The organism is Enterobacter sp. EC_50, from assembly GCF_019584525.1.
Classification (GTDB): Bacteria; Pseudomonadota; Gammaproteobacteria; order Enterobacterales; family Enterobacteriaceae; genus Enterobacter; species Enterobacter roggenkampii.
In genome coordinates this window covers 82,780-103,517 of record NZ_VDAF01000014.1, presented here as the reverse complement: position 1 = coordinate 103,517, position 20,738 = coordinate 82,780, and the positions used below count along the sequence as shown (strand labels likewise).

Below are 20,738 nucleotides of genomic sequence, written 5' to 3'. Positions count from 1 at the left end.
ACCCACAACGAGGGCGCGCTAATGGCTACTATTGATTCCCTGAACAAGGACAACACACGTCTGAGCGATGGACCCGACTGGACCTTCGAGCTGCTGGATGTTTACCTCGCCGAAATCGACCGGGTTGCAAAACTGTATCGCCTGGATACCTATCCCCATCAGATTGAAGTCATTACGTCCGAACAGATGATGGACGCCTACTCCAGCGTCGGGATGCCGATTAACTATCCGCACTGGTCGTTTGGTAAGAAATTTATCGAAACGGAGCGACTGTATAAGCACGGCCAGCAGGGTCTGGCGTATGAAATCGTCATCAACTCCAATCCGTGTATCGCCTATTTAATGGAAGAGAACACCATTACCATGCAGGCGCTGGTGATGGCGCACGCCTGCTACGGGCATAACTCCTTTTTCAAGAATAACTATCTGTTCCGCAGCTGGACGGATGCCAGCTCGATCGTCGATTACCTGATCTTCGCCCGTAAATACATTACCGACTGCGAAGAACGCTACGGCGTGGACGAAGTGGAAAAACTGCTCGACTCCTGTCACGCGCTGATGAACTACGGCGTTGACCGCTACAAACGTCCGCAGAAAATCTCCCTGCAGGAGGAGAAGGCCCGGCAGAAAAGCCGCGAAGAGTATCTGCAAAGCCAGGTGAACATGCTGTGGCGCACCCTGCCGAAGCGTGAGGAAGAAAAAACGATCGCCGAAGCGCGGCGCTATCCGTCCGAGCCACAGGAAAACCTGCTCTATTTTATGGAGAAGAACGCCCCGCTGCTGGAGCCGTGGCAGCGTGAGATCCTGCGCATCGTGCGCAAGGTGAGCCAGTATTTCTACCCGCAAAAACAGACGCAGGTGATGAACGAAGGCTGGGCGACCTTCTGGCACTACACCATTCTCAACCACCTGTACGACGAGGGGAAAGTCACCGAGCGGTTCATGATGGAGTTCCTCCACAGCCATACCAACGTGGTGTTCCAGCCGCCCTATAACAGCCCGTGGTACAGTGGGATTAACCCGTATGCTCTTGGCTTCGCCATGTTCCAGGACATTAAGCGTATCTGTCAGTCGCCGACGGAAGAAGACAAGTACTGGTTCCCGGATATCGCCGGATCTGACTGGCTGGAAACGCTGCACTTTGCGATGCGCGACTTTAAGGATGAGAGCTTCATCAGCCAGTTTATGTCGCCGAAGATCATGCGTGATTTCCGCTTCTTCACCGTGCTGGACGACGACCGCAACAACTATCTGGAGATCTCCGCAATCCACAACGAGGAGGGTTACCGTGAGATCCGCTCTCGCCTCTCTTCCCAGTACAACCTGAGCAATCTTGAACCCAACATTCAGGTGTGGAACGTGGATTTGCGCGGTGACCGCTCCCTGACGCTGCGCTATATTCCGCACAATCGCGCGCCGCTGGATAAAGGGCGTAAAGAGGTGCTGAAGCACGTGCATCGCCTGTGGGGCTTTGACGTGCAGCTGGAGCAGCAGAATGAAGACGGGAGCGTCGAGCTGCTTGAACGCTGCCCGGCGCGGTTAAATACGCTGTAGTACAGCCTTTTTTGCCCGGTGGCGCTACGCTTACCGGGCCTACAAGACCCGTAGGTCGGGTAAGGCGCAGCCGCCACCCGACGAAAAAAAACCTCTCACACGAGAGGTTTTTTATTTCAGCGGCTCTGAATCGCCAAATCACCCGGCAGCGTTTTCTGAATACGGTGCCAGATTTCACCGGAATCGTGACCGTAGCGGCGCACTGTCTCATACACCTGATCGTGCAGACCTTCGGAGCACAGCTTGCTCAGCTTATGGTAAAAGCCCAGCGCCAGGCTGCGGGCTTCGGGATTGGCAAAGTAGTGGCGGCCAATGCGGGTGTAGAGTCCCTTCATACCGTTGAGGATCAGACCATACACCGGGTTGCCGGAGGCAAACGCCAGCCCACGGAAGACGTTGTAATCGAGGGTGGCGAACGCGTCGGCGTGATCTTCCACCTCGTTGGCACTGGCCAGCACCGCAAGCGCATCTTCCGGATGCTGACGGAAAGCCGTACGAATAAAGATCGTCGCGATGTTGGTGCGAACGGAGAGCAGATTATCAATGAGCTGCGGCACGCTTTCATGATCGAGACGCGCCAGCGTTTCAAGAATGTTCAGCCCGGAGGTTTCCCAGAAGTTGTTCACTTTTGTTGGCTTGCCGTGCTGGATCGTCAACCAGCCATCGCGCGCCAGTCGCTGAAGCACTTCACGCAGCGTGGTGCGAGTGACGCCAATCAGTTCAGAGAGTTCGCGTTCAGCCGGAAGAATGGACCCCGCAGGGAAACGATTATTCCAGATGCTTTCAATGATGTACTCTTCCGCGAAACCCGCCGGGCTCTGCGCCTTAATGACCATAGTGAGATTTCCATTACACAGCTTTTGCAAATTGGACTCATCATACCAGAGGCGTGCAGTGGCAGGTAGCGCGGCAAAGAGAGAAAAGAGGGATCGCCGTTTCATTTTTATGAAATTTACAATGCAGACTTATCCGCGTCTGGACCGTGAATTTTGCGTATACTGATGTTTTGTCTTACTTGACGGGGAAGGACGTCTGTCGTGGAAATTTCTTTTGGGCGCGCTCTGTGGCGCAATTTTTTAGGCCAGTCTCCTGACTGGTACAAACTGATACTGCTGGTGTTCCTGGTCGTTAACCCTCTCCTCTTTTACGTGAACCCGTTCGTTGCCGGGTGGCTGCTGGTCGCGGAGTTTATCTTCACCCTGGCGATGGCGCTGAAATGCTATCCCCTGTTGCCGGGCGGATTGCTGGCGTTTGAAGCGGTAGTGATTGGGATGACCTCTGCCGAGCATGTCAAAGCAGAGCTGGCTTCAAATCTTGAAGTGCTTCTGCTGCTGATGTTTATGGTGGCGGGCATCTACTTTATGAAACAGCTGCTGCTGTTTATCTTTACGCGCCTGCTGCTCAGCATTCCGTCGAAAACGGTTCTCTCGCTGGCGTTTTGCCTTGCGGCCGCCTTCCTGTCAGCCTTCCTGGACGCGCTGACGGTCGTCGCGGTGGTGATAAGCGTCGCGGTGGGGTTTTACGGTATTTATCACCGCGTGGCCTCCTCTCGTCCGGGTGAGGATCTGCAGGATGACAACCATGTCGATGCGCATAACCGTGAGGTACTGGAGCAGTTTCGCGCCTTCCTGCGCAGCCTGATGATGCATGCCGGCGTCGGTACCGCACTGGGGGGCGTGATGACGATGGTGGGCGAGCCGCAAAACCTGATCATTGCGAAAGCGGCGGGCTGGCACTTCGGTGATTTCTTCCTGAGAATGGCCCCGGTGAGCGTGCCGGTGCTGATCTGCGGTCTGGCGACCTGTTTGCTGGTGGAGAAGTTTCGCCTCTTTGGTTACGGGGCACAACTCCCGGAGCCGGTACGTCAGGAGCTGCATAAATTCGATCTGCAGAGCCGACGCCAGCGGACGCGCCAGGAGACGCTGCGCCTGATTGCACAGGGGATCATCGGCGTCTGGCTTATCGCCGCGCTGGCGTTCCATCTTGCTGAAGTGGGGCTGATTGGTCTGTCCGTGATTATTCTCGCCACGACCTTTACCGGGGTGACGGATGAGCATGCCATCGGCAAAGCCTTCACCGAAGCGCTGCCGTTTACCGCCCTGCTGGCGGTGTTCTTTGCGGTCGTGGCGGTGATAATCGACCAGCACCTGTTCGCGCCGATTATTGCCTTTGTCTTACGGGCATCGCCGGATGCTCAGCTGTCGCTGTTTTACCTGTTTAACGGCCTGCTCTCATCGATCTCAGATAACGTCTTTGTCGGGACGGTTTACATTAACGAGGCTAAGACCGCGATGGAGCAAGGCGTGATCAGCGCCGGACAGTTTGAACTGCTGGCCGTGGCGATCAACACCGGTACCAACCTGCCGTCGGTGGCGACACCCAATGGCCAGGCCGCCTTCCTGTTCCTGCTGACCTCCGCCCTTGCGCCACTCATACGTCTTTCTTATGGAAGAATGGTCTGGATGGCCCTGCCCTATACGCTGGTGCTTACGATCGTGGGATTGCTTTGCGTCAAAATTACCCTTATTCCCTGTACGCAATGGTTGATACAAGCGGGTATACTTGCGGCGCAGTAAACACTGCAACTCGGGCAGTTCGCTGCCCGTTTGCCTTTTCGCACGATAAACATCCAATTACGTTTTATTTCGCCAGGTACAGGTGGCGCGAAAAACGAATTCGTTTACACTGCGCTTTCTAAGCATGTTCCAGGGAAATGATTATGTTGAGATTTTTAAACCAGTGCTCCCGCGGTCGCGGAGCGTGGTTGTTAATGGCCCTGACCGCCTTTGCGCTGGAAATGGTCGCGCTGTGGTTCCAGCACGTAATGGGACTCAAACCTTGCGTGCTCTGTATTTATGAACGCTGCGCACTGTTCGGCATTATGGGGGCTGGCCTGGTCGGCGCGATTGCGCCGAAGTCGCCGCTTCGCTATGCCGGGATCGCAATCTGGCTCTACAGCGCCTGGAAAGGCATTGAACTCTCCTGGCAGCACACGATGATGCAGCTGCATCCGTCACCGTTTATGACCTGCGATTTTGCCGCCCGCTTCCCGAGCTGGCTGCCGCTGGACAAATGGCTGCCGCAGGTGTTTGTTGCATCCGGTGACTGTTCCGTTCGCCAGTGGGAATTCCTGACCCTCGAGATGCCGCAGTGGCTGGTGGGCATTTTTGCCGCCTACTTCGTCGTGGCGCTGCTGGTGCTGATTGCCCAGCCGTTCAAACCGAAGAAACGCGATCTATTTGGGCGCTAATTCGCCCGGCGCCGCTTCGCTTGCGCGGGCCTACGGTTTTGTGGGCGGGTAAGCGCAGCGCCACCCGACATAATAAAAAACCCGCCTCGGCGGGTTTTTTAATCTCAACGGGTCGGGTGGTTCATGATGTGATCTTCCCAGTCCCGCACCTCGGACTCTTTCACCGCAATGTGGCGCACGGAGATACGCTCGCCGTGCATCGCCGTTTTTGAACCGGTCAGCAGGGGGTGCCAGTCAGGCAGACCTTTCCCCTCCGCCAGCAGGCGATACGCGCAGGTATGCGGCAGCCATTCAAAGGTGGGCAGATTCTCACGGGTTAATTTAATGCAGTCTGGCTCGAACTCGAAGCGGCGCTCGTAGTTGCGGCACTGGCAGGTTTTGATGTTCAGCTGCTTGCAGGCCACGTTGGTGAAGTAGATTTCGTCCGTGTCTTCATCCATCAGCTTGTGCAGGCAGCACTGACCACAGCCGTCGCATAAGGATTCCCATTCCGCGTCGGTCATGTCGTCGAGAGTTTTGCTTTGCCAGAAAGGGATGTCGTTCATCAGGATGTCCACACGTCAAAAGAAAGCGCACCTTATAACGAGTCTGGCACGTCGTTGCAAGTTTTGCCGCCCTTTTCAGGCGGCAAGAGGAGGTTACAGCACGCGGGTTTTCAGCGACAGGCCGTTAAAACCAACTTCAAGTTCATCACCGCTCGCGAGCGGACCAACGCCTTCCGGCGTGCCGGTTAGGATCACATCACCCGGCTTGAGGGTAAAGAAGCGGCTCATATAGGCGATCAGCGGCACAATCTTATGGATCATGTCTGCCGTGGTGCCCTGCTGGCGGATTTCACCGTTAACCTTCAGGCTGAGCGGCGTATCCTGCGGATCGCCGGTGAATTCGCTCACCGGCACAAACGCCGAAATCGGGCAGGAATTATCAAACCCTTTGGCTTTTTCCCACGGCTGCCCCGCTTTCTTCATTTTACCCTGCACGTCGCGTAGCGTCAGATCCAGCGCCACGCCGTATCCGGCAATCGCTTTTTGCACATGCTCTTCGGAGGCCTGACGCAGCGTTGCGCCGATCAGCACGGCGAGTTCCACTTCGTGGTGCACCGAGCCGAGCCCCTGCGGCAGGGCCAGCGGCTGGCGAATATCGCAAAGCGCCGTTTCAGGCTTAATGAACAGAACCGGCTCTTCTGGCGTCGCACTGCCCATCTCCTGAATATGTTTTGCATAGTTGCTGCCCACGCAAACCACTTTGCTGACGGGATAATCCAGTAATGCACCTTGCCAGTTATGATGTTGATACATGGTCGACCCCTAAACGGTTGATGTGTTGTGCTCAAAAACAGTTGAGACTATTTTTTACCGTTCGCCTCAAGATGCTGTTTTAATAAATTCTCGGGTGGCGGCGGAAGCTGTAAATAATAGCCCTGCTCGGCTAATGCCGTTTTCACTTTCTCCAGATCGGCATTCACCAGTTTCTTGCGACCATCAAGCGGCAGCAGCATCGCCATCTGCGGTCGGCCAAAGCTCTTCATTAATTCTTCAGGCACGCGTGAAAAATCGTCTTTCTTTTCGACATAAAGATAGGTCTGGTCACGGGTTGTACTTCTGTAGATCACACAAAACATGTTTTTACTCTGAATTAATGGGTGGTTGCTTGCCTCAATATACTCCTGACTATAACATGCCTGATACTCTTCGGAATATCGCAGCGAATGGTTGCGGTTAATAGCAAATTGAGTAAGGCCAGGATGTCAAACACGCCCATCGAGCTTAAAGGCAGTAGCTTCACCTTATCAGTGGTACATTTGCATGATGCAAAACCCGAGGTTATTCGTCAGGCGTTAGAAGACAAAATCGCCCAGGCTCCCGCCTTCCTGAAGCACGCCCCTGTTGTTATCAACGTCAGCGGTCTTGAAGCGCCGGTTAACTGGAAACGTCTCCAGCAGGCCGTCTCCTCGACCGGACTGCGTATTGTCGGCATCAGCGGCTGCAAAGATACTGAACTGAAAGCGGAAATTGACCGTGCGGGGCTGCCGCTTCTGAATGAAGGCAAAGAAAAAGCCCCGCGTGCGGCACCCGTTGCCGTCGAAACGCCCCCTCCTGCGGCGCAAAACGTTACAAACATCACAAAAACGCGAATGATTGATGTGCCGGTTCGTTCCGGTCAGCGCATTTATGCACCAAACTGTGATCTGATTGTTACAAGCCACGTCAGTGCTGGCGCTGAGCTGATTGCAGATGGCAATATTCACGTTTACGGTATGATGCGTGGACGTGCGCTCGCAGGTGCAAGTGGCGATCGGGACGCGCAAATATTTTGTACTCACCTGACGGCGGAACTGGTGTCCATCGCAGGTGAATATTGGCTGAGCGACAAGATCCCAGCCGAATTTTATGGCAAAGCGGCTCGCCTGCTTCTGGCAGACGACGCGTTGACCGTTCAACCGTTGAATTGATCCCTTTTTAACAAGGAATTTCTATGGCACGCATTATTGTTGTTACTTCGGGTAAAGGAGGCGTTGGCAAGACCACCTCCAGCGCGGCCATCGCTACTGGTTTGGCCCAGAAGGGAAAGAAAACCGTCGTTATCGACTTCGATATCGGCCTGCGTAACCTCGACCTCATCATGGGATGTGAGCGTCGCGTCGTGTATGACTTTGTGAACGTCATTCAGGGCGATGCCACGCTGAACCAGGCGCTGATTAAAGACAAGCGCACCGAGAACCTCTACATTCTCCCGGCTTCTCAGACGCGTGACAAAGACGCCCTGACCCGTGAAGGGGTAGAAAAGGTGCTCGACGAGCTGAAAAAAATGGAGTTCGACTTCATCGTCTGTGACTCCCCTGCCGGTATCGAAACCGGTGCCCTGATGGCGCTCTACTTCGCTGATGAAGCAATCATCACCACCAACCCTGAAGTTTCATCCGTGCGTGACTCAGACCGCATTCTCGGGATCCTCGCCTCTAAATCCCGTCGTGCGGAAAATGGCGAAGACCCGATTAAAGAACACCTGCTGCTCACCCGCTACAACCCGGGCCGCGTGAACAAAGGTGACATGCTGAGCATGGAAGACGTGCTGGAGATCCTGCGCATTAAGCTGGTGGGCGTTATCCCGGAAGATCAGTCCGTGTTACGCGCCTCTAACCAGGGCGAGCCAGTGATCCTTGATACAATGGCAGATGCAGGTAAAGCTTACGCCGATACCGTTGACCGTCTGCTGGGAGAAGAACGTCCTTTCCGCTTCATTGAAGAAGAGAAGAAAGGTTTCCTCAAACGCCTGTTCGGAGGATAAGTTATGGCATTACTGGACTTTTTTCTCTCGCGGAAAAAGAACACCGCCAACATCGCAAAAGAACGTCTGCAAATTATCGTTGCGGAGCGTCGTCGTAGCGACGCCGAGCCTCACTACCTGCCGCAGCTGCGCAAGGACATCCTGGAAGTGATCTGTAAGTACGTGCAGATTGACCCGGAGATGGTGACGGTGCAACTGGAACAAAAAGACGGGGATATTTCGATTCTGGAGCTGAACGTGACGCTCCCGGAAGCGGAAGAGTCGCGTCCGTAGGTTTGTGATTTCGTCGCCCCGGTAAGCGCAGCGCCACCGGGGAAATATGCCGGGTTTATCACCCGGCATATTTTTTATCGCGGATAACCTTCCAGCAGCGTATTAAGGCGATCGGCCATCAATTCCCCGCGCCATCCCGCCATCATTTCCGGCAAGCCATTCTGCGGCTTCAGCTTCCAGTGCCAGTTAAGCAGCTGATTAATCTGACGGCGTGAAGCGAGCAGCTCCGCGCTCAGCTTGCTTTCCGTAGCCACCGCCTGCACCAGCGCTTTGATGTCCTTAAACGCTTTGCGATAGCCTGGCATATCCATCAGGTTCAGCAGCGGTTCCGGCAGCGCCTCTTCCGGTAACGCCTGCGCTTTTGCGACCAGCGCCAGCAGGGTTTTGCCGTGGAAACGGATTTCACTGCCCGAAAGCCCAATGCTGTCCAGCTCGCCGAGGCTGCCCGGCATATAGCGCGCAACCGCCCAAAGATGCTCTTCGCGAACCACAAAGTTAACGGCCAGATCGCGCTCGCGCGCTTTACGCAAGCGCCAGTCTGCCAGCAGCTGCAGGCACGCCAGCTGACGCGTACGCAGCTGCCAGGCGTTGCTGATGTCGCGCCAGGCCTCTTTCGGATCCACCACTTCCTGACGACGCAGCTGGGTCATACGGCACTCGTCCAGCGCGGCGGACAGCCAGCCGGATGCCTCGGCTTCTTTCATCAGCTGTCCGGCGATCGGCAGCAGGTAAAACACGTCAGCCGCCGCATACTCCAGCTGGCGCGCGGTAAGCGGACGCGCCAGCCAGTCGGTACGGGATTCGCTTTTATCCAGCGTCAGGCCCGTATACTCCTCCACCATGGCGGCAAAGCCCCAGGAGAGCGGTCGCCCGCTGAACGCCGCAAGGATCTGCGTATCAATCAGCGGCTGAGGCATGATGCCAAAGGTGTTCAGAAAGACTTCCAGATCTTCACTGCCTGCGTGCAGGTATTTCGTGACGGCGGTATCGAGCAGCAGATCGCGCATCGGCGTCCAGTCGGTAATGCCGAGAGGGTCGATCAGCGACACGTGTTTACCGTCGTACATCTGAATCAACCCCAGCTGCGGATAGTACGTCCGGGTACGGACAAACTCGGTATCCAGGGCAATGGCAGGAAAGTCGCGCGTCACTTCGCACAGCGAAGCCAGCTCGTCGTTGGTCGTGATCATCTGGTAATTCAAATCGGATTCTCTTTTGTTTGCGCCCATAAAAAACGCCGGCTTAACCGGCGTCTGGACGATTAACGTGAAGCTCAGGCCTTATTGTCTACTTTGGCACGGGCTTCGTCACGTAATTCTCGTCGTAATATCTTCCCGACGTTGGATTTCGGCAGCTCGTCGCGGAATTCCACCAGCTTCGGCACTTTATAGCCCGTCAGCTGACGACGACAAAACGTTATCAGCGCTTCCTCGGTGAGAGAAGGATCTTTCTTGACCACAAATATCTTCACTGCTTCACCGCTGCTGCCGGAAGGCACGCCGACCGCTGCCACTTCGAGTACGCCGCTGTGCTGCATGACCACGTCTTCGATCTCATTCGGATAGACGTTGAAGCCGGAGACCAGGATCATATCTTTCTTGCGATCGACAATGCGCAGGAAGCCTTCCTCATCCATCACCGCGATGTCACCGGTATGTAGCCAGCCGTCTTTGATGATTTCGTCGGTCGCGTCGGGACGCTGCCAGTAACCCAGCATGACCTGTGGACCTTTAACGCACAGCTCCCCCGGCTCACCCGGCGCGACTTCGTTATCGTTATCATCGACCAGTTTCGCTTCAGTAGAAGGAACGGGCAGTCCAATGCTTCCGCTGTGGTAGTCGATGTCATGCGGGTTAACGCTGACCAGCGGCGCGCACTCCGTCAGGCCATAGCCCTCCAGCAGATACTGGCCGGTAAGTTTCACCCAGCGCTCGGCCACCGCCTGCTGAACCGGCATGCCGCCGCCCGCAGAGAGATGGAGCGTGGAGAAGTCCAGCTGCTGGAACTCTTTGTTATTAAGCAGCGCGTTAAACAGGGTATTTACCCCGGTCATGGCGGTGAACGGGTATTTTGCCAGCTCTTTCACCAGCCCCGGTATATCACGCGGGTTGGTAATCAGCACGTTTTGACCGCCCAGCTCAATAAACAGCAGGCAGTTCATGGTCAGTGCGAAAATGTGGTACAGCGGTAGCGCCGTAATGACCAGCTCTTTGCCGGGATGCAGCAGCGGCCCGTAGGTTGCATTGACCTGCTCAAGGTTCGCCAGCATGTTGCGGTGGGTCAGCATTGCGCCTTTCGCCACGCCGGTGGTACCGCCGGTATACTGCAGGAACGCGAGATCTTCTGAGACCACTTCCGGCTTAACGTACTGCATACGATAGCCCGCATGCAGCGCGCGGCGGAAGGAGATAGCGTCCGGCAGATGGTATTTTGGCACCAGACGTTTGACGTATTTGACGACAAAGTTAACCAGCGTGCCTTTGGCGGTGGAGAGCTGGTCCCCCATGCGCGTCAGGATGACGTGTTTCACCTGGGTTTTGTCGACCACTTTTTCCAGCGTATGGGCAAAGTTGGACACAATGACGATCGCAACCGCTCCGCTGTCGTTCAGCTGATGCTCCAGCTCGCGCGGGGTGTACAGCGGGTTGACGTTAACGACAATCATCCCGGCACGCAGGATACCGAACAGCGCCACCGGGTATTGCAGCAGGTTCGGCATCATTAGCGCGACGCGATCCCCTTTTTGCAGCCCCAGCCCTTCCTGCAGGTACGCCGCAAACGCCCGGCTGCGCTCCTCCAGCTTACGGAACGTCATCACCTCGCCCATATTCACAAATGCGGGCTGGTCCGCGTAGCGCCTTACCGAGTGTTCAAATAATTCCACCAGGGATTGATAACGGTCAGGATTGATCTCAGCAGGAACATCTGCGGGATAACGGTTAAGCCAAACCTTCTTCAATGCATCACCTCTGAAATGAGTGTTCGTCGTCATCACAACCCCGATAATAAACAGTTTGTTAACATTATATTAACTCAGCGTACCAGTTTATTAATTGTTCAGATTTAAGGTTGCGAAGCGCGTCACTCTTTTTTTTCGTTTTATCCGTAAAAAAACAGAGACAGCGGCTGAGCCGCTGTCTCTTTTCTAGCAATAACAGTAAGTTACTCAGTAACGATCGTCTGTACCTGTGCAGGCCCCGGGTTATACCAGCCCCAGCCCGGGTAGCCGTAACGATAAGGATGTGGACCCCACATCCACGGATCGATCGGCTGAGGCGGCATGATCACCTGCTGTGCCAGCCGCCAGCGCTTGTAGCCGTTCACCTGCATGGTCATAAATTTATACGGCGTGCTGCCGATTTTGCCCTGTACGGCGCCGGTAATCGGCCCGACGACGGTCACCAGCTGTCCGCGAAAATCAACCGGATCGAGGAACCCGCTGACGTCCGCATAGATGCGCCCGCGGGAGGCCTCGCCCAGCACAGGCCGCGCGCCGCTGTCCAGCGGAACGGTCGCGATCTCCAGACGGGTTTTCCCCTGCTGGTTCTGCACGTCGATCACTTTCCCACCAAAGCGCGCTTCCTGGCCGACGTACAGCTCAGGAGCATTCATCACCCGAACCAGATCCTGCTGTGGCGTCGGGCTGCTGCCCTTAATCGCATCAGGAACGGAAACGCATCCGCTCAGTGCTATGGCAACCGCGCCTGCCATAATAAGGCGTACTACTTTAGTCTGAACCGCCATGATGCGACTCCTTTTTCTCAGTTCCTGTTACTGAGAGTCACTCGCGGCCCGGAAGTTTCTTCCACGCGACGGTGTTTCGCAAATAAACCGGTTCCGCGTGTTCAACGGCCACGGTTTTGCCTGCTGCGAGCAGCTGGCTGGCAATCGGAAGCATATCTTCCGCAGCCGGCAGAAGCATGTTGCCGTCCACCAGCGTCAGCCCGGTGCCGTTCGCCATCTCAGGCCACGCCTGCCAGCCCGTACCGACGGTCGCCCACTCGCCGGACAGCTGCTTCAGCCGTTCCGTCGCCGCTTCCGGCTTAAGCACGGCTTCCGTCTCTTCACCGTGCCACACGCCCTGCTCGTCGCGGGTGTATTCGGCCCAGTAAACTTCGCCCATGCGGGCATCAATCGCTGCCAGGACGCGCGTTGCCCCGGTCATGCGCCATGCGCCCTGCGCCATGGTGGCGAGGGTTGAGACGCCGATCATCGGCAGTTCGGCGCCCAGCGCCAGCCCTTGCGCAATGCCAATCCCGATGCGTACGCCCGTAAAGCTGCCGGGGCCGCGGCCAAAGGCCAGCGCGTCGAGGTCGGTTAAGGAGGTGTTGCCCTGGGTTAAAATGGCTTTTACCAGGGGGAGAATGCGTTGGGTGTGTTCCCGTGGGCACTCTTCGAAATGGGCAGAAACAGCACCGTCGTTCAACAGAGCAACAGAGCAAGCCTCTGTCGCGGTATCAATAGCCAGAATTCGCATCAGTCGTCGCGCTCTCGCAAGGGTCAGTCACAAAATGGCGCGCATCTTAGCACACTCCGGGGTAAATTACTCCGCCGTTGGGTTTGCCAGGAAACGCACCGCGCGTTTTATGTCCCGCGTCCGCGGTGCGGGCGGCAGGCTTGCAAGGAAGGTTGCCCCGTAAGGACGCATCACCAGCCGGTTATCGCAGATGACCAGCACGCCGCGATCGGTGACGTCACGGATTAAGCGCCCTACCCCTTGCTTAAGCGTAATGACCGCATCCGGCAGTTGAACCTCGTCAAACGGATCGCCGCCGCGCAGGCGGCAGTCTTCCATCCGCGCCTTCAGCAGCGGATCGTCCGGGGAGGTAAACGGTAGCTTATCAATGATCACCAGCGAAAGCGTGTCGCCGCGCACGTCCACCCCTTCCCAGAAGCTGCTGGTTGCGACCAGCAGGGCATTACCGGCGCTGACGAACTGCTGCAGCAACTGGGCTTTGCTGGTTTCGCCCTGCAGCAGCACCGGCAACGTCATCGTAGCGCGGAACTGCTCGGCGAGGTCGCGCATCATGGCGTGGGAGGTGCAGAGCATAAAGCAGCGGCCATTGTTGGCCTCGATCATCGGTTTTAACATCGCGGCCAGATGTCGCGCCGCACCCGGCTGGTTCGGCAGCGGCAGGTTGCGGGGCACGCAGAGCAGCGCCTGCTTTTCGTAATCGAACGGGCTGGGCAGGAGCAGCGACTCCGCCTGCTCAATGCCGAGGCGCTCGGTGAAGTGGTGAAGATCGTCATTCACCGACAGGGTTGCCGACGTAAAGATCCAGCTGCCCGGCTTCTGCGCCATCACCTCTTTAAATTTATCCGCCACCGTCAGCGGCGTCAGCGCCAGGGTAAAGTGGCGCGAAGTGCACTCGTACCAGTAGCTGTAACCCGGCTGGTTAATCTCTTTCAGCCGTTTGAGCCGCCCGCGATAGAGCGTGGCGCGCTCGAAGGCCGCATCCAGCAGCGCGGAGCGGCCGAGTGACAGTTTTGCCACGTCGTAGCAGAGCTCAAGCGCATCATCGAGCAGCAGCAGCGCGCGCTGGATGTTTTTGTCCGCCAGCAGCTCGCGCAGGTTTCCGCGATAGCCCGGCTCGCCGAGCTGTAAACGGAAATCCTGCGCGCTCTGCGCCAGACGGTCGGCGCACTTCTGCAGCTGCTGGGTATCTTTGAGTTCGGTCCGGTAAGCAATGGTGAAATCTTTCGCCAGATCCTGCAGCTGGCGGCTGGAGAGCGACTGCCCAAAATACTGGCTGGCGATGTCCGGCAGCTGGTGGGCTTCGTCGAAGATCATCACGTCCGCCTCCGGGATCAGCTCACCAAAGCCGCTGTCCTTAACCACCATATCCGCGAGGAACAGATGGTGGTTCACCACCACGACATCCGCATCCATCGCCGTTTTGCGCGCTTTCACTACAAAGCAGTCTTTATACAGCGGACAGTCGCTGCCGAGGCAGTTGTCGTTGGTGCTGGTCACCAGCGGCCAGGCGGGAGAGTCTTCCGGCACGCTCGCGCAGGTGCTGATGTCGCCCTCTTCGGTCTGGTTCGCCCAGGCGCGAAGGATAATGACGTCGCTGAGGGTTTGCACCGGCAGGTCGCCGCCCGCCAGCGCCTGCTGCTCAAGGCGTTCCAGGCAGAGATAGTTGGATCGCCCCTTCAGCAGGGCCAGACGGCCTTTGTATTTCAGCGCCTTTGCCACCGTGGGCAAATCGCGGCTGTAGAGCTGGTCCTGCAGCGCTTTCGAACCGGTCGAGATAATCACCTTTTTTTTCGCCCGCAGCGCTGGCGCAAGGTAAGCATAGGTTTTACCTGTGCCGGTACCCGCTTCGACCACCAGCGGCTGAGCCTTATCGATGGCGCGTGCAACGGCATGCGCCATCTGTCGCTGAGGCTCACGGGGTTTGAAGCCGGGGATAGCCTGCGCTAATTGACCTTCAGGGGAAAAATCGTCTGCCACGGTGCTCTCTCACTGTATTTTTGCACAGGAATTATGTCAGCCCATCCTCTCCTGTGCCACCCCAAATAGTGACGACACGAGAACAATATGGCAGTCTTGCCGCCTGACGACGAAAAATAACGAGGAAACGTTTATGACAATTGTGCGCATTGATGCCGAAGCCCGCTGGTCTGATGTGGTGATCCACAACCAGACGCTCTACTACACCGGCGTCCCGGCGAACCTTGACGCGGATGCGTTCGAGCAGACGGCCAATACCCTCGCGCAGATCGACGCGGTGCTGGAAAAACAGGGCAGCGACAAATCCCGCATTCTGGATGCGACGATTTTCCTGGCGAACAAAGATGACTTCGCGGCAATGAACAAAGCTTGGGATGCGTGGGTGGTGGCGGGTCACGCGCCTGTACGCTGCACCGTACAGGCCACGCTGATGAAGCCGGAATACAAGGTTGAGATTAAGATTATCGCGGCGGTTTAAGCTCTATCACTCTTCATCTTCATCCTCGAAACGCGCCACGATCCGCTCGCCGGTATGCGTGGCGCGCAGTTCTTCCGCCACCTGGGAAATCGCCTGTCCGCTGCTCATCCCCTGGGACATCAGCTCCTGAATTCGCTCAACCGCTTTCTGCTGCTGTTCATGGCTCAGAGAAGGTAAACCTGCAAACATCGTCAACTCCTGCTAAATTATTCGCGCTAATTATTTCACGCTGCCCGGTAGTATGCCACACATGAACATGCGCTTCCCCACTGTTATTACCCTGCCCTGGCGGACAGACGCCGCTGAATACTGGTTTACCCGCCTGAGCCATCTTCCGTTTGCGATGCTGCTGCACTCCGGCCATGCGGACCATCCCTACAGCCGCTTTGATATTCTGGTCGCCGATCCGCTGAAGACGTTGACAACCGATGACCTGTCGCTGACGGACGATCCGCTGGCGCAGCTTCAGCACGACATTAACGCGCTGGGCTTATCCGCTACGCCAAACCCGGACCTTCCCTTTCAGGGAGGCGCGCTGGGCCTGTTTGGCTATGATTTGGGCCGCCGTTTCGAAACGCTGCCCGAGCATGCGCAGGCTGATATTTCCCTGCCAGATATGGCCGTGGGGCTGTATGACTGGGCGTTAATCGTCGATCACCAGAAAAAAACGGTTTCCCTGCTGAGCCATCGTGACGTCCAGGCGCGTCTGGACTGGCTTGAGGCGCAGCAGCCTGCACCGGCACAGACGTTCACGCTCACCTCCGGCTGGCGCTCGAACATGAGCGCTGCGGAATATGCCGAAAAATTCGCGCGCGTTCAGGCGTATCTGCAAAGCGGCGACTGCTACCAGGTTAACCTCGCCCAGCGCTTCCAGGCGACCTATCGGGGAGATGAGTGGCAGGCGTTTACCCGCCTAAATGCCAGCAACAAGGCACCGTTTAGCGCGTTTGTTCGTCTGGAGCAGGGGGCGATCCTCAGCCTGTCGCCCGAGCGCTTTATCCATCTGGCAGAGGGGACCATTCAAACCCGTCCGATTAAAGGCACGCTGCCACGCCTTGCCGATCCCGACGCCGACCGCAAGCAGGCGGAAAAACTCGCCGCCTCGCCGAAAGACCGCGCCGAAAACCTGATGATTGTCGATCTGATGCGTAACGACATTGGCCGGGTGGCCGTGCCGGGCAGCGTCCGCGTGCCGGAACTGTTTGTCGTCGAGCCTTTCCCTGCGGTGCATCATCTGGTCAGCACCATTACCGCGCAGTTGCCAGACTCGCGCACGGCCTGCGACCTGCTGCGCGCCGCGTTCCCGGGCGGCTCCATCACCGGTGCGCCGAAGGTGCGGGCAATGGAGATCATTGATGAACTGGAGCCCCACCGGCGCAACGCCTGGTGCGGCAGCATCGGCTATATCAGCCTGTGCGGCACGCTGGATACCAGCATTACCATCCGCACTCTGACCGCCTGCAACGGAAATCTTTACTGTTCGGCCGGTGGCGGGATTGTTGCCGATAGTCAGCTCGAGGCGGAATATCAGGAAACCTTTGATAAAGTTAACCGTATCCTGAAACTACTGGAGTAATCACGGGTGGAAAAAGAGAACCTGACGCTGGATGACTTTTTATCGCGTTTTCAGCTACTAAGACCGCAGGTCAATCGCGAAGCGCTGAATCAGCGTCAGGCGGCCGTGCTGATCCCGGTCGTGCGTCGCGCGAAGCCGGGCCTGCTGCTCACCCAGCGTTCCGCCCATTTACGCAAGCATGCCGGTCAGGTCGCTTTTCCTGGGGGCGCGGTAGACAGCTCCGACGCCTCGCTGATTGCCGCCGCGCTGCGCGAAGCGCAGGAAGAGGTGGACATTCCGCCGGAGGCCGTTGAGATCATCGGCGTGCTGCCGCCCGTCGACAGCGTTACCGGTTTCCAGGTCACGCCGGTGGTGGGCATTATCCCGCCGGGTCTGCAGTATCACGCCAGCGTCGATGAAGTCTCTGCGGTGTTTGAAATGCCGCTGGAAGAGGCCCTTCGGCTGAGTCGTTATCACCCGCTGGATATTCAGCGTCGCGGGCATGACCATCGGGTCTGGTTGTCCTGGTATCAGCATTATTTTGTCTGGGGCATGACGGCGGGGATTATTCGTGAGCTGGCGCTGCAGATCGGCCTGAAGCCTTGACTATACTTTACATTCCGCCCTCTTCCGCCAGGTTTGCGATCTGCGTCGCGCTATTAGCAAAACCCATCGTTAACCATTAGTTTAATTCATGTGAATAGTTAAGCCGAGGTCGGTGTTCCCTCTTACACTATGCGCAGTTATAACATCGTTACTGGAACCCCGGTAACCCTGTCAGGAGTGTGAAAGTGATTAGTATATTCGACATGTTCAAAGTGGGAATTGGCCCTTCGTCTTCCCATACTGTTGGCCCGATGAAGGCCGGTAAACAGTTCGTCGATGATCTGGTCGAAAAAGGATTACTGGAAAGCGTTACCCGTGTCGCCGTGGATGTTTACGGCTCGCTGTCATTAACGGGTAAAGGCCACCACACCGATATCGCCATTATTATGGGTCTGGCAGGCAATATGCCGGATACCGTTGATATTGATGCCATTCCGGCATTCATCCGCGACGTGGAAACACGCGGCCGCCTGCTGCTGGCAAACGGCCAGCAGGAAGTCGATTTCCCGCAGGATGACGGCATGCGTTTTCGCAGCGACAACCTGCCGCTGCATGAAAACGGCATGACCATTCACGCTTATAGCGGTGAAAAAGAGATCTACAGCAAAACGTACTACTCCATCGGCGGTGGTTTCATCGTGGATGAAGAGCATTTTGGCAAAGACAGCGTCGGCGACGTCAGCGTGCCGTACCCGTTCAAATCGGCGACCGAGATGCTGGGCTACTGCAAACAGACCGGTCTTTCCCTCTCCGGCATGGTGATGCAGAACGAACTGGCCCTGCACAGCAAACAAGAGATTGAAGACTATTTTGCCAACGTCTGGCAAACCATGCGCGCCTGTATCGATCGCGGGATGAACACCGAAGGCGTTCTGCCGGGTCCACTGCGCGTGCCGCGTCGTGCCTCTGCTCTGCGCCGTATGCTGGTAACCACGGACAAATTCTCCAACGACCCGATGAACGTGGTCGACTGGGTGAATATGTTTGCGCTTGCGGTTAACGAAGAGAACGCCGCCGGGGGCCGCGTCGTGACGGCGCCAACCAACGGCGCGTGCGGCATTGTTCCTGCGGTGCTGGCGTATTACGACCACTTTATTGAGCCCGTGACGCCGGACATCTATATCCGTTACTTCCTGGCGGCAGGTGCCATCGGCGCGCTGTACAAGATGAATGCCTCTATCTCCGGTGCGGAAGTGGGCTGTCAGGGTGAAGTCGGCGTGGCCTGCTCCATGGCGGCGGCGGGTCTGGCAGAGCTGTTGGGTGCAAGCCCTGAACAGGTCTGCGTGGCGGCTGAAATCGGTATGGAACATAACCTCGGTCTGACCTGCGACCCGGTCGCGGGCCAGGTGCAGGTGCCGTGCATTGAGCGTAACGCGATTGCCTCGGTGAAAGCCATCAACGCCTCTCGTATGGCGATGCGCCGTACCAGCGAACCTCGCGTATCGCTGGATAAGGTGATTGAAACCATGTACGAAACGGGCAAAGACATGAACGCGAAATACCGCGAGACGTCCCGCGGTGGCCTGGCCATTAAGGTGCAGTGCGACTAATACTGCCTTTCGCCCATCTGCAACGGATGGGCGAATTTCCCTCTTCTTCCTCGTCTCCTTCTGCTTTCCCCACTACACTTTTACTGTTGCGTCCGGCTTTTGTGGCTGGTGGCTTATCAGGCGACCGTTCATGCAAACTGCACAAACGATCATTAAAAATTATCGCCGAAAACGCGTTATCGTCTGCGTGACGGTTGCGCTCCTCACGCTCATCCTGACGCTAGGCATTCGCTTTATCTCCCAGCGCAACGTTAACCAACAGCGGATCCTCGATTTTACCAGCCATACCGTTCGCGCCCTTGATAACGTTCTGCTTTCCCTGGAAAACCACCGCAACGTGCTGCAGCCGCTGGTGGGGCAGCCCTGCCTGCAGGTGCAGCTGGCGCTGCGGCAGCAGGCAGCCATTTTGCAGACGGTACGCTCCATTGCCCTGATCAAAGACGGTATCCTGTACTGTTCGAGTATTTTCGGCAGCCGCAGCGAGCCTGTGCGTGACGTCCTTCAGGAGCTCCCTGCCAGCACGGCGAAGCTGATTTTATCGACCGACCCGTGGCTGCTTAAGGGTAGCCCTGTTTTGATCCAGTGGTATCCCGTCTCTCAGGACGGTGAAGATGGCGTCGTCGAGATTATCAATATCGACCTGATCGCCAGAATGATCCTTGAGCCCCAGCGTCCGCTCATCAATGACGTGGTGCTGACAGTCGGCGATCGGTTTTTACGCTACGGTCAACGCGTCACCGACAGCCTGACGTTTGATGAGGAGAGCGCCCTTTTCCAGCAGTCTTCAACCCAAAATCCTTTCACCATTACGGTCAGCGGACCTGGCCCCGGTGAGTTAGCCTTAAAAAGCCTGCCCGCCCAGCTGCCGCTGGGACTGATGCTCAGCCTGCTGCTGGGCTATCTCGCCTGGCTGGCGACGGCAAACCGGATGAGCTTTACGTGGGAGATCGATATGGGCATTGCGGCGCGGGAATTTGAGCTTTTCTGCCAGCCGCTGGTGAATGCCCGCACCCAGGCATGCACTGGCGTGGAGATCCTGCTGCGCTGGAATAACCCCCGTCAGGGTTGGATCACCCCGGAGGTGTTTATCCCTCTGGCAGAAGAACATAACCAGATTGTCCCCCTGACCCGCTACGTCATCGCCGAAACGGTGCGCCAGATAGGCTACTTCCCGTCCAGCCCCGGTTTTCACATCGGCATTAACGTCGCCGCCAGCCATTTCCGCCACGCAGTATTGATACAGGATCTGAACCGTCTCTGGTTCAGCGCCAATCCGCGACAGCAGTTGGTAATTGAACTCACGGAACGGGATGCACTGCTGGACGCGGATTATCGCATCGTGCGCGAACTGCATCGCAAAGGCGTGAAGCTTGCTATCGACGATTTCGGCACCGGGAACAGCTCCCTCTCCTGGCTTGAAAAGCTGCACCCGGACGTCCTGAAGATTGACCAGTCTTTTACGACCGCCATCGGCACCGACGCCGTAAATTCAACGGTGACGGATATGATCATTGCGCTGGGCCAGCGGCTGAATATCGAGCTGGTGGCGGAAGGGGTTGAGACTGAGGAGCAGGCGCGCTATTTACGCCGTCACGGCGTACCTGTGCTGCAGGGATTTTTCTATGCGCGGCCGATGCCGCTGCGGGACTTTCCAGACTGGCTGGCGGGAAGTGCTCCCCCGCCAGCGCGTCATAATGGGCACATCGTGCCCTTAATGCCGCTGCGTTAAG

General features: G+C 56.9%; 21 protein-coding genes. 11 read left to right on the top strand and 10 right to left on the bottom strand.

Annotated elements, in window-relative coordinates; translation table 11 throughout:
• The first annotated feature begins 21 nt into the window (after positions 1-21).
• Positions 22-1,554: a SpoVR family protein gene (locus FHC48_RS13430; RefSeq protein ID WP_023293929.1), complete on the top strand. Its 1,533-nt coding sequence runs from the start codon at positions 22-24 to the stop codon at positions 1,552-1,554.
• Positions 1,555-1,670: 116 nt separating this feature from the next.
• Here the strand turns inward: FHC48_RS13430 and fadR are convergent, their stop codons facing one another.
• Complete coding sequence (gene fadR / locus FHC48_RS13425; protein WP_220420537.1) at positions 1,671-2,390, bottom strand: fatty acid metabolism transcriptional regulator FadR; 720 nt, start codon at positions 2,388-2,390, stop codon at positions 1,671-1,673.
• A gap of 201 nt (positions 2,391-2,591) precedes the next feature.
• Between fadR and nhaB the strand changes: the two genes are divergently transcribed.
• Positions 2,592-4,130 (top strand): Na(+)/H(+) antiporter NhaB, encoded by a 1,539-nt coding sequence (nhaB, locus tag FHC48_RS13420; protein ID WP_032663290.1) that lies wholly within the window; start codon positions 2,592-2,594, stop codon positions 4,128-4,130.
• Between the two features lie 143 nt (positions 4,131-4,273).
• The gene (gene dsbB, locus FHC48_RS13415) at positions 4,274-4,804 is read left to right on the top strand and encodes a disulfide bond formation protein DsbB (protein ID WP_028015880.1); all 531 of its coding nucleotides are present in this window, start codon (positions 4,274-4,276) and stop codon (positions 4,802-4,804) included.
• 104 nt (positions 4,805-4,908) lie between these two features.
• Here the strand turns inward: dsbB and FHC48_RS13410 are convergent, their stop codons facing one another.
• The 3 genes from FHC48_RS13410 to FHC48_RS13400 form a co-directional block, all read right to left on the bottom strand.
• Complete coding sequence (locus FHC48_RS13410) at positions 4,909-5,349, bottom strand: YcgN family cysteine cluster protein (RefSeq protein ID WP_032663288.1); 441 nt, start codon at positions 5,347-5,349, stop codon at positions 4,909-4,911.
• Positions 5,350-5,442: 93 nt separating this feature from the next.
• Complete coding sequence (locus FHC48_RS13405) at positions 5,443-6,102, bottom strand: fumarylacetoacetate hydrolase family protein (RefSeq protein WP_021240407.1); 660 nt, start codon at positions 6,100-6,102, stop codon at positions 5,443-5,445.
• 47 nt (positions 6,103-6,149) lie between these two features.
• Positions 6,150-6,425, bottom strand: a complete 276-nt coding sequence (locus FHC48_RS13400; RefSeq protein ID WP_008500507.1) for a YcgL domain-containing protein — start codon at positions 6,423-6,425, stop codon at positions 6,150-6,152.
• Positions 6,426-6,548: 123 nt separating this feature from the next.
• Between FHC48_RS13400 and minC the strand changes: the two genes are divergently transcribed.
• The 3 genes from minC to minE are packed head-to-tail and all read left to right on the top strand — an operon-like array spanning position 6,549 to position 8,365.
• The gene (gene minC / locus FHC48_RS13395; RefSeq protein ID WP_008500506.1) at positions 6,549-7,256 is read left to right on the top strand and encodes a septum site-determining protein MinC; all 708 of its coding nucleotides are present in this window, start codon (positions 6,549-6,551) and stop codon (positions 7,254-7,256) included.
• A 23-nt stretch (positions 7,257-7,279) separates the two neighbouring features.
• Positions 7,280-8,092 (top strand): septum site-determining protein MinD, encoded by an 813-nt coding sequence (minD, locus tag FHC48_RS13390; RefSeq protein WP_008500505.1) that lies wholly within the window; start codon positions 7,280-7,282, stop codon positions 8,090-8,092.
• 3 nt (positions 8,093-8,095) lie between these two features.
• Complete coding sequence (minE, locus tag FHC48_RS13385; protein ID WP_008500504.1) at positions 8,096-8,365, top strand: cell division topological specificity factor MinE; 270 nt, start codon at positions 8,096-8,098, stop codon at positions 8,363-8,365.
• Between the two features lie 74 nt (positions 8,366-8,439).
• Here minE and rnd read toward each other — a convergent pair whose 3' ends face one another.
• The 5 genes from rnd to FHC48_RS13360 form a co-directional block, all read right to left on the bottom strand.
• Positions 8,440-9,555, bottom strand: a complete 1,116-nt coding sequence (rnd, locus tag FHC48_RS13380) for a ribonuclease D (RefSeq protein ID WP_123277559.1) — start codon at positions 9,553-9,555, stop codon at positions 8,440-8,442.
• 83 nt (positions 9,556-9,638) lie between these two features.
• Positions 9,639-11,324, bottom strand: coding sequence for a long-chain-fatty-acid--CoA ligase FadD (fadD, locus tag FHC48_RS13375; RefSeq protein WP_072253790.1), 1,686 nt, complete (start codon positions 11,322-11,324; stop codon positions 9,639-9,641).
• A gap of 203 nt (positions 11,325-11,527) precedes the next feature.
• A complete protein-coding gene (locus FHC48_RS13370) occupies positions 11,528-12,109 on the bottom strand; it encodes a Slp family lipoprotein (RefSeq protein ID WP_023293933.1) in 582 nt (193 codons plus the stop codon).
• A 37-nt stretch (positions 12,110-12,146) separates the two neighbouring features.
• Entirely contained in the window at positions 12,147-12,842 is a 696-nt protein-coding gene (tsaB, locus tag FHC48_RS13365; RefSeq protein ID WP_023344404.1) for a tRNA (adenosine(37)-N6)-threonylcarbamoyltransferase complex dimerization subunit type 1 TsaB, read from the bottom strand.
• Between the two features lie 66 nt (positions 12,843-12,908).
• Positions 12,909-14,819 (bottom strand): ATP-dependent DNA helicase, encoded by a 1,911-nt coding sequence (locus FHC48_RS13360; protein WP_059362528.1) that lies wholly within the window; start codon positions 14,817-14,819, stop codon positions 12,909-12,911.
• 133 nt (positions 14,820-14,952) lie between these two features.
• On the opposite strand from FHC48_RS13360, the gene FHC48_RS13355 reads away from it, so the two are divergent.
• Entirely contained in the window at positions 14,953-15,297 is a 345-nt protein-coding gene (locus tag FHC48_RS13355; protein ID WP_008500498.1) for a RidA family protein, read from the top strand.
• 6 nt (positions 15,298-15,303) lie between these two features.
• On the opposite strand, the gene FHC48_RS13350 is transcribed toward FHC48_RS13355, so the two are convergent.
• Positions 15,304-15,486 (bottom strand): YoaH family protein, encoded by a 183-nt coding sequence (locus FHC48_RS13350; protein WP_008500497.1) that lies wholly within the window; start codon positions 15,484-15,486, stop codon positions 15,304-15,306.
• A 61-nt stretch (positions 15,487-15,547) separates the two neighbouring features.
• Between FHC48_RS13350 and pabB the strand changes: the two genes are divergently transcribed.
• From pabB to FHC48_RS13330, 4 genes are all read left to right on the top strand, one after another.
• The gene (pabB, locus tag FHC48_RS13345) at positions 15,548-16,873 is read left to right on the top strand and encodes an aminodeoxychorismate synthase component 1 (protein WP_059362531.1); all 1,326 of its coding nucleotides are present in this window, start codon (positions 15,548-15,550) and stop codon (positions 16,871-16,873) included.
• A 6-nt stretch (positions 16,874-16,879) separates the two neighbouring features.
• Complete coding sequence (locus tag FHC48_RS13340) at positions 16,880-17,458, top strand: CoA pyrophosphatase (protein WP_059362534.1); 579 nt, start codon at positions 16,880-16,882, stop codon at positions 17,456-17,458.
• Positions 17,459-17,643: 185 nt separating this feature from the next.
• Positions 17,644-19,008: an L-serine ammonia-lyase gene (gene sdaA / locus FHC48_RS13335; protein WP_008500494.1), complete on the top strand. Its 1,365-nt coding sequence runs from the start codon at positions 17,644-17,646 to the stop codon at positions 19,006-19,008.
• Positions 19,009-19,138: 130 nt separating this feature from the next.
• Positions 19,139-20,737, top strand: a complete 1,599-nt coding sequence (locus FHC48_RS13330) for a cyclic diguanylate phosphodiesterase (RefSeq protein WP_059362537.1) — start codon at positions 19,139-19,141, stop codon at positions 20,735-20,737.
• Position 20,738: the final 1 nt, after the last annotated feature.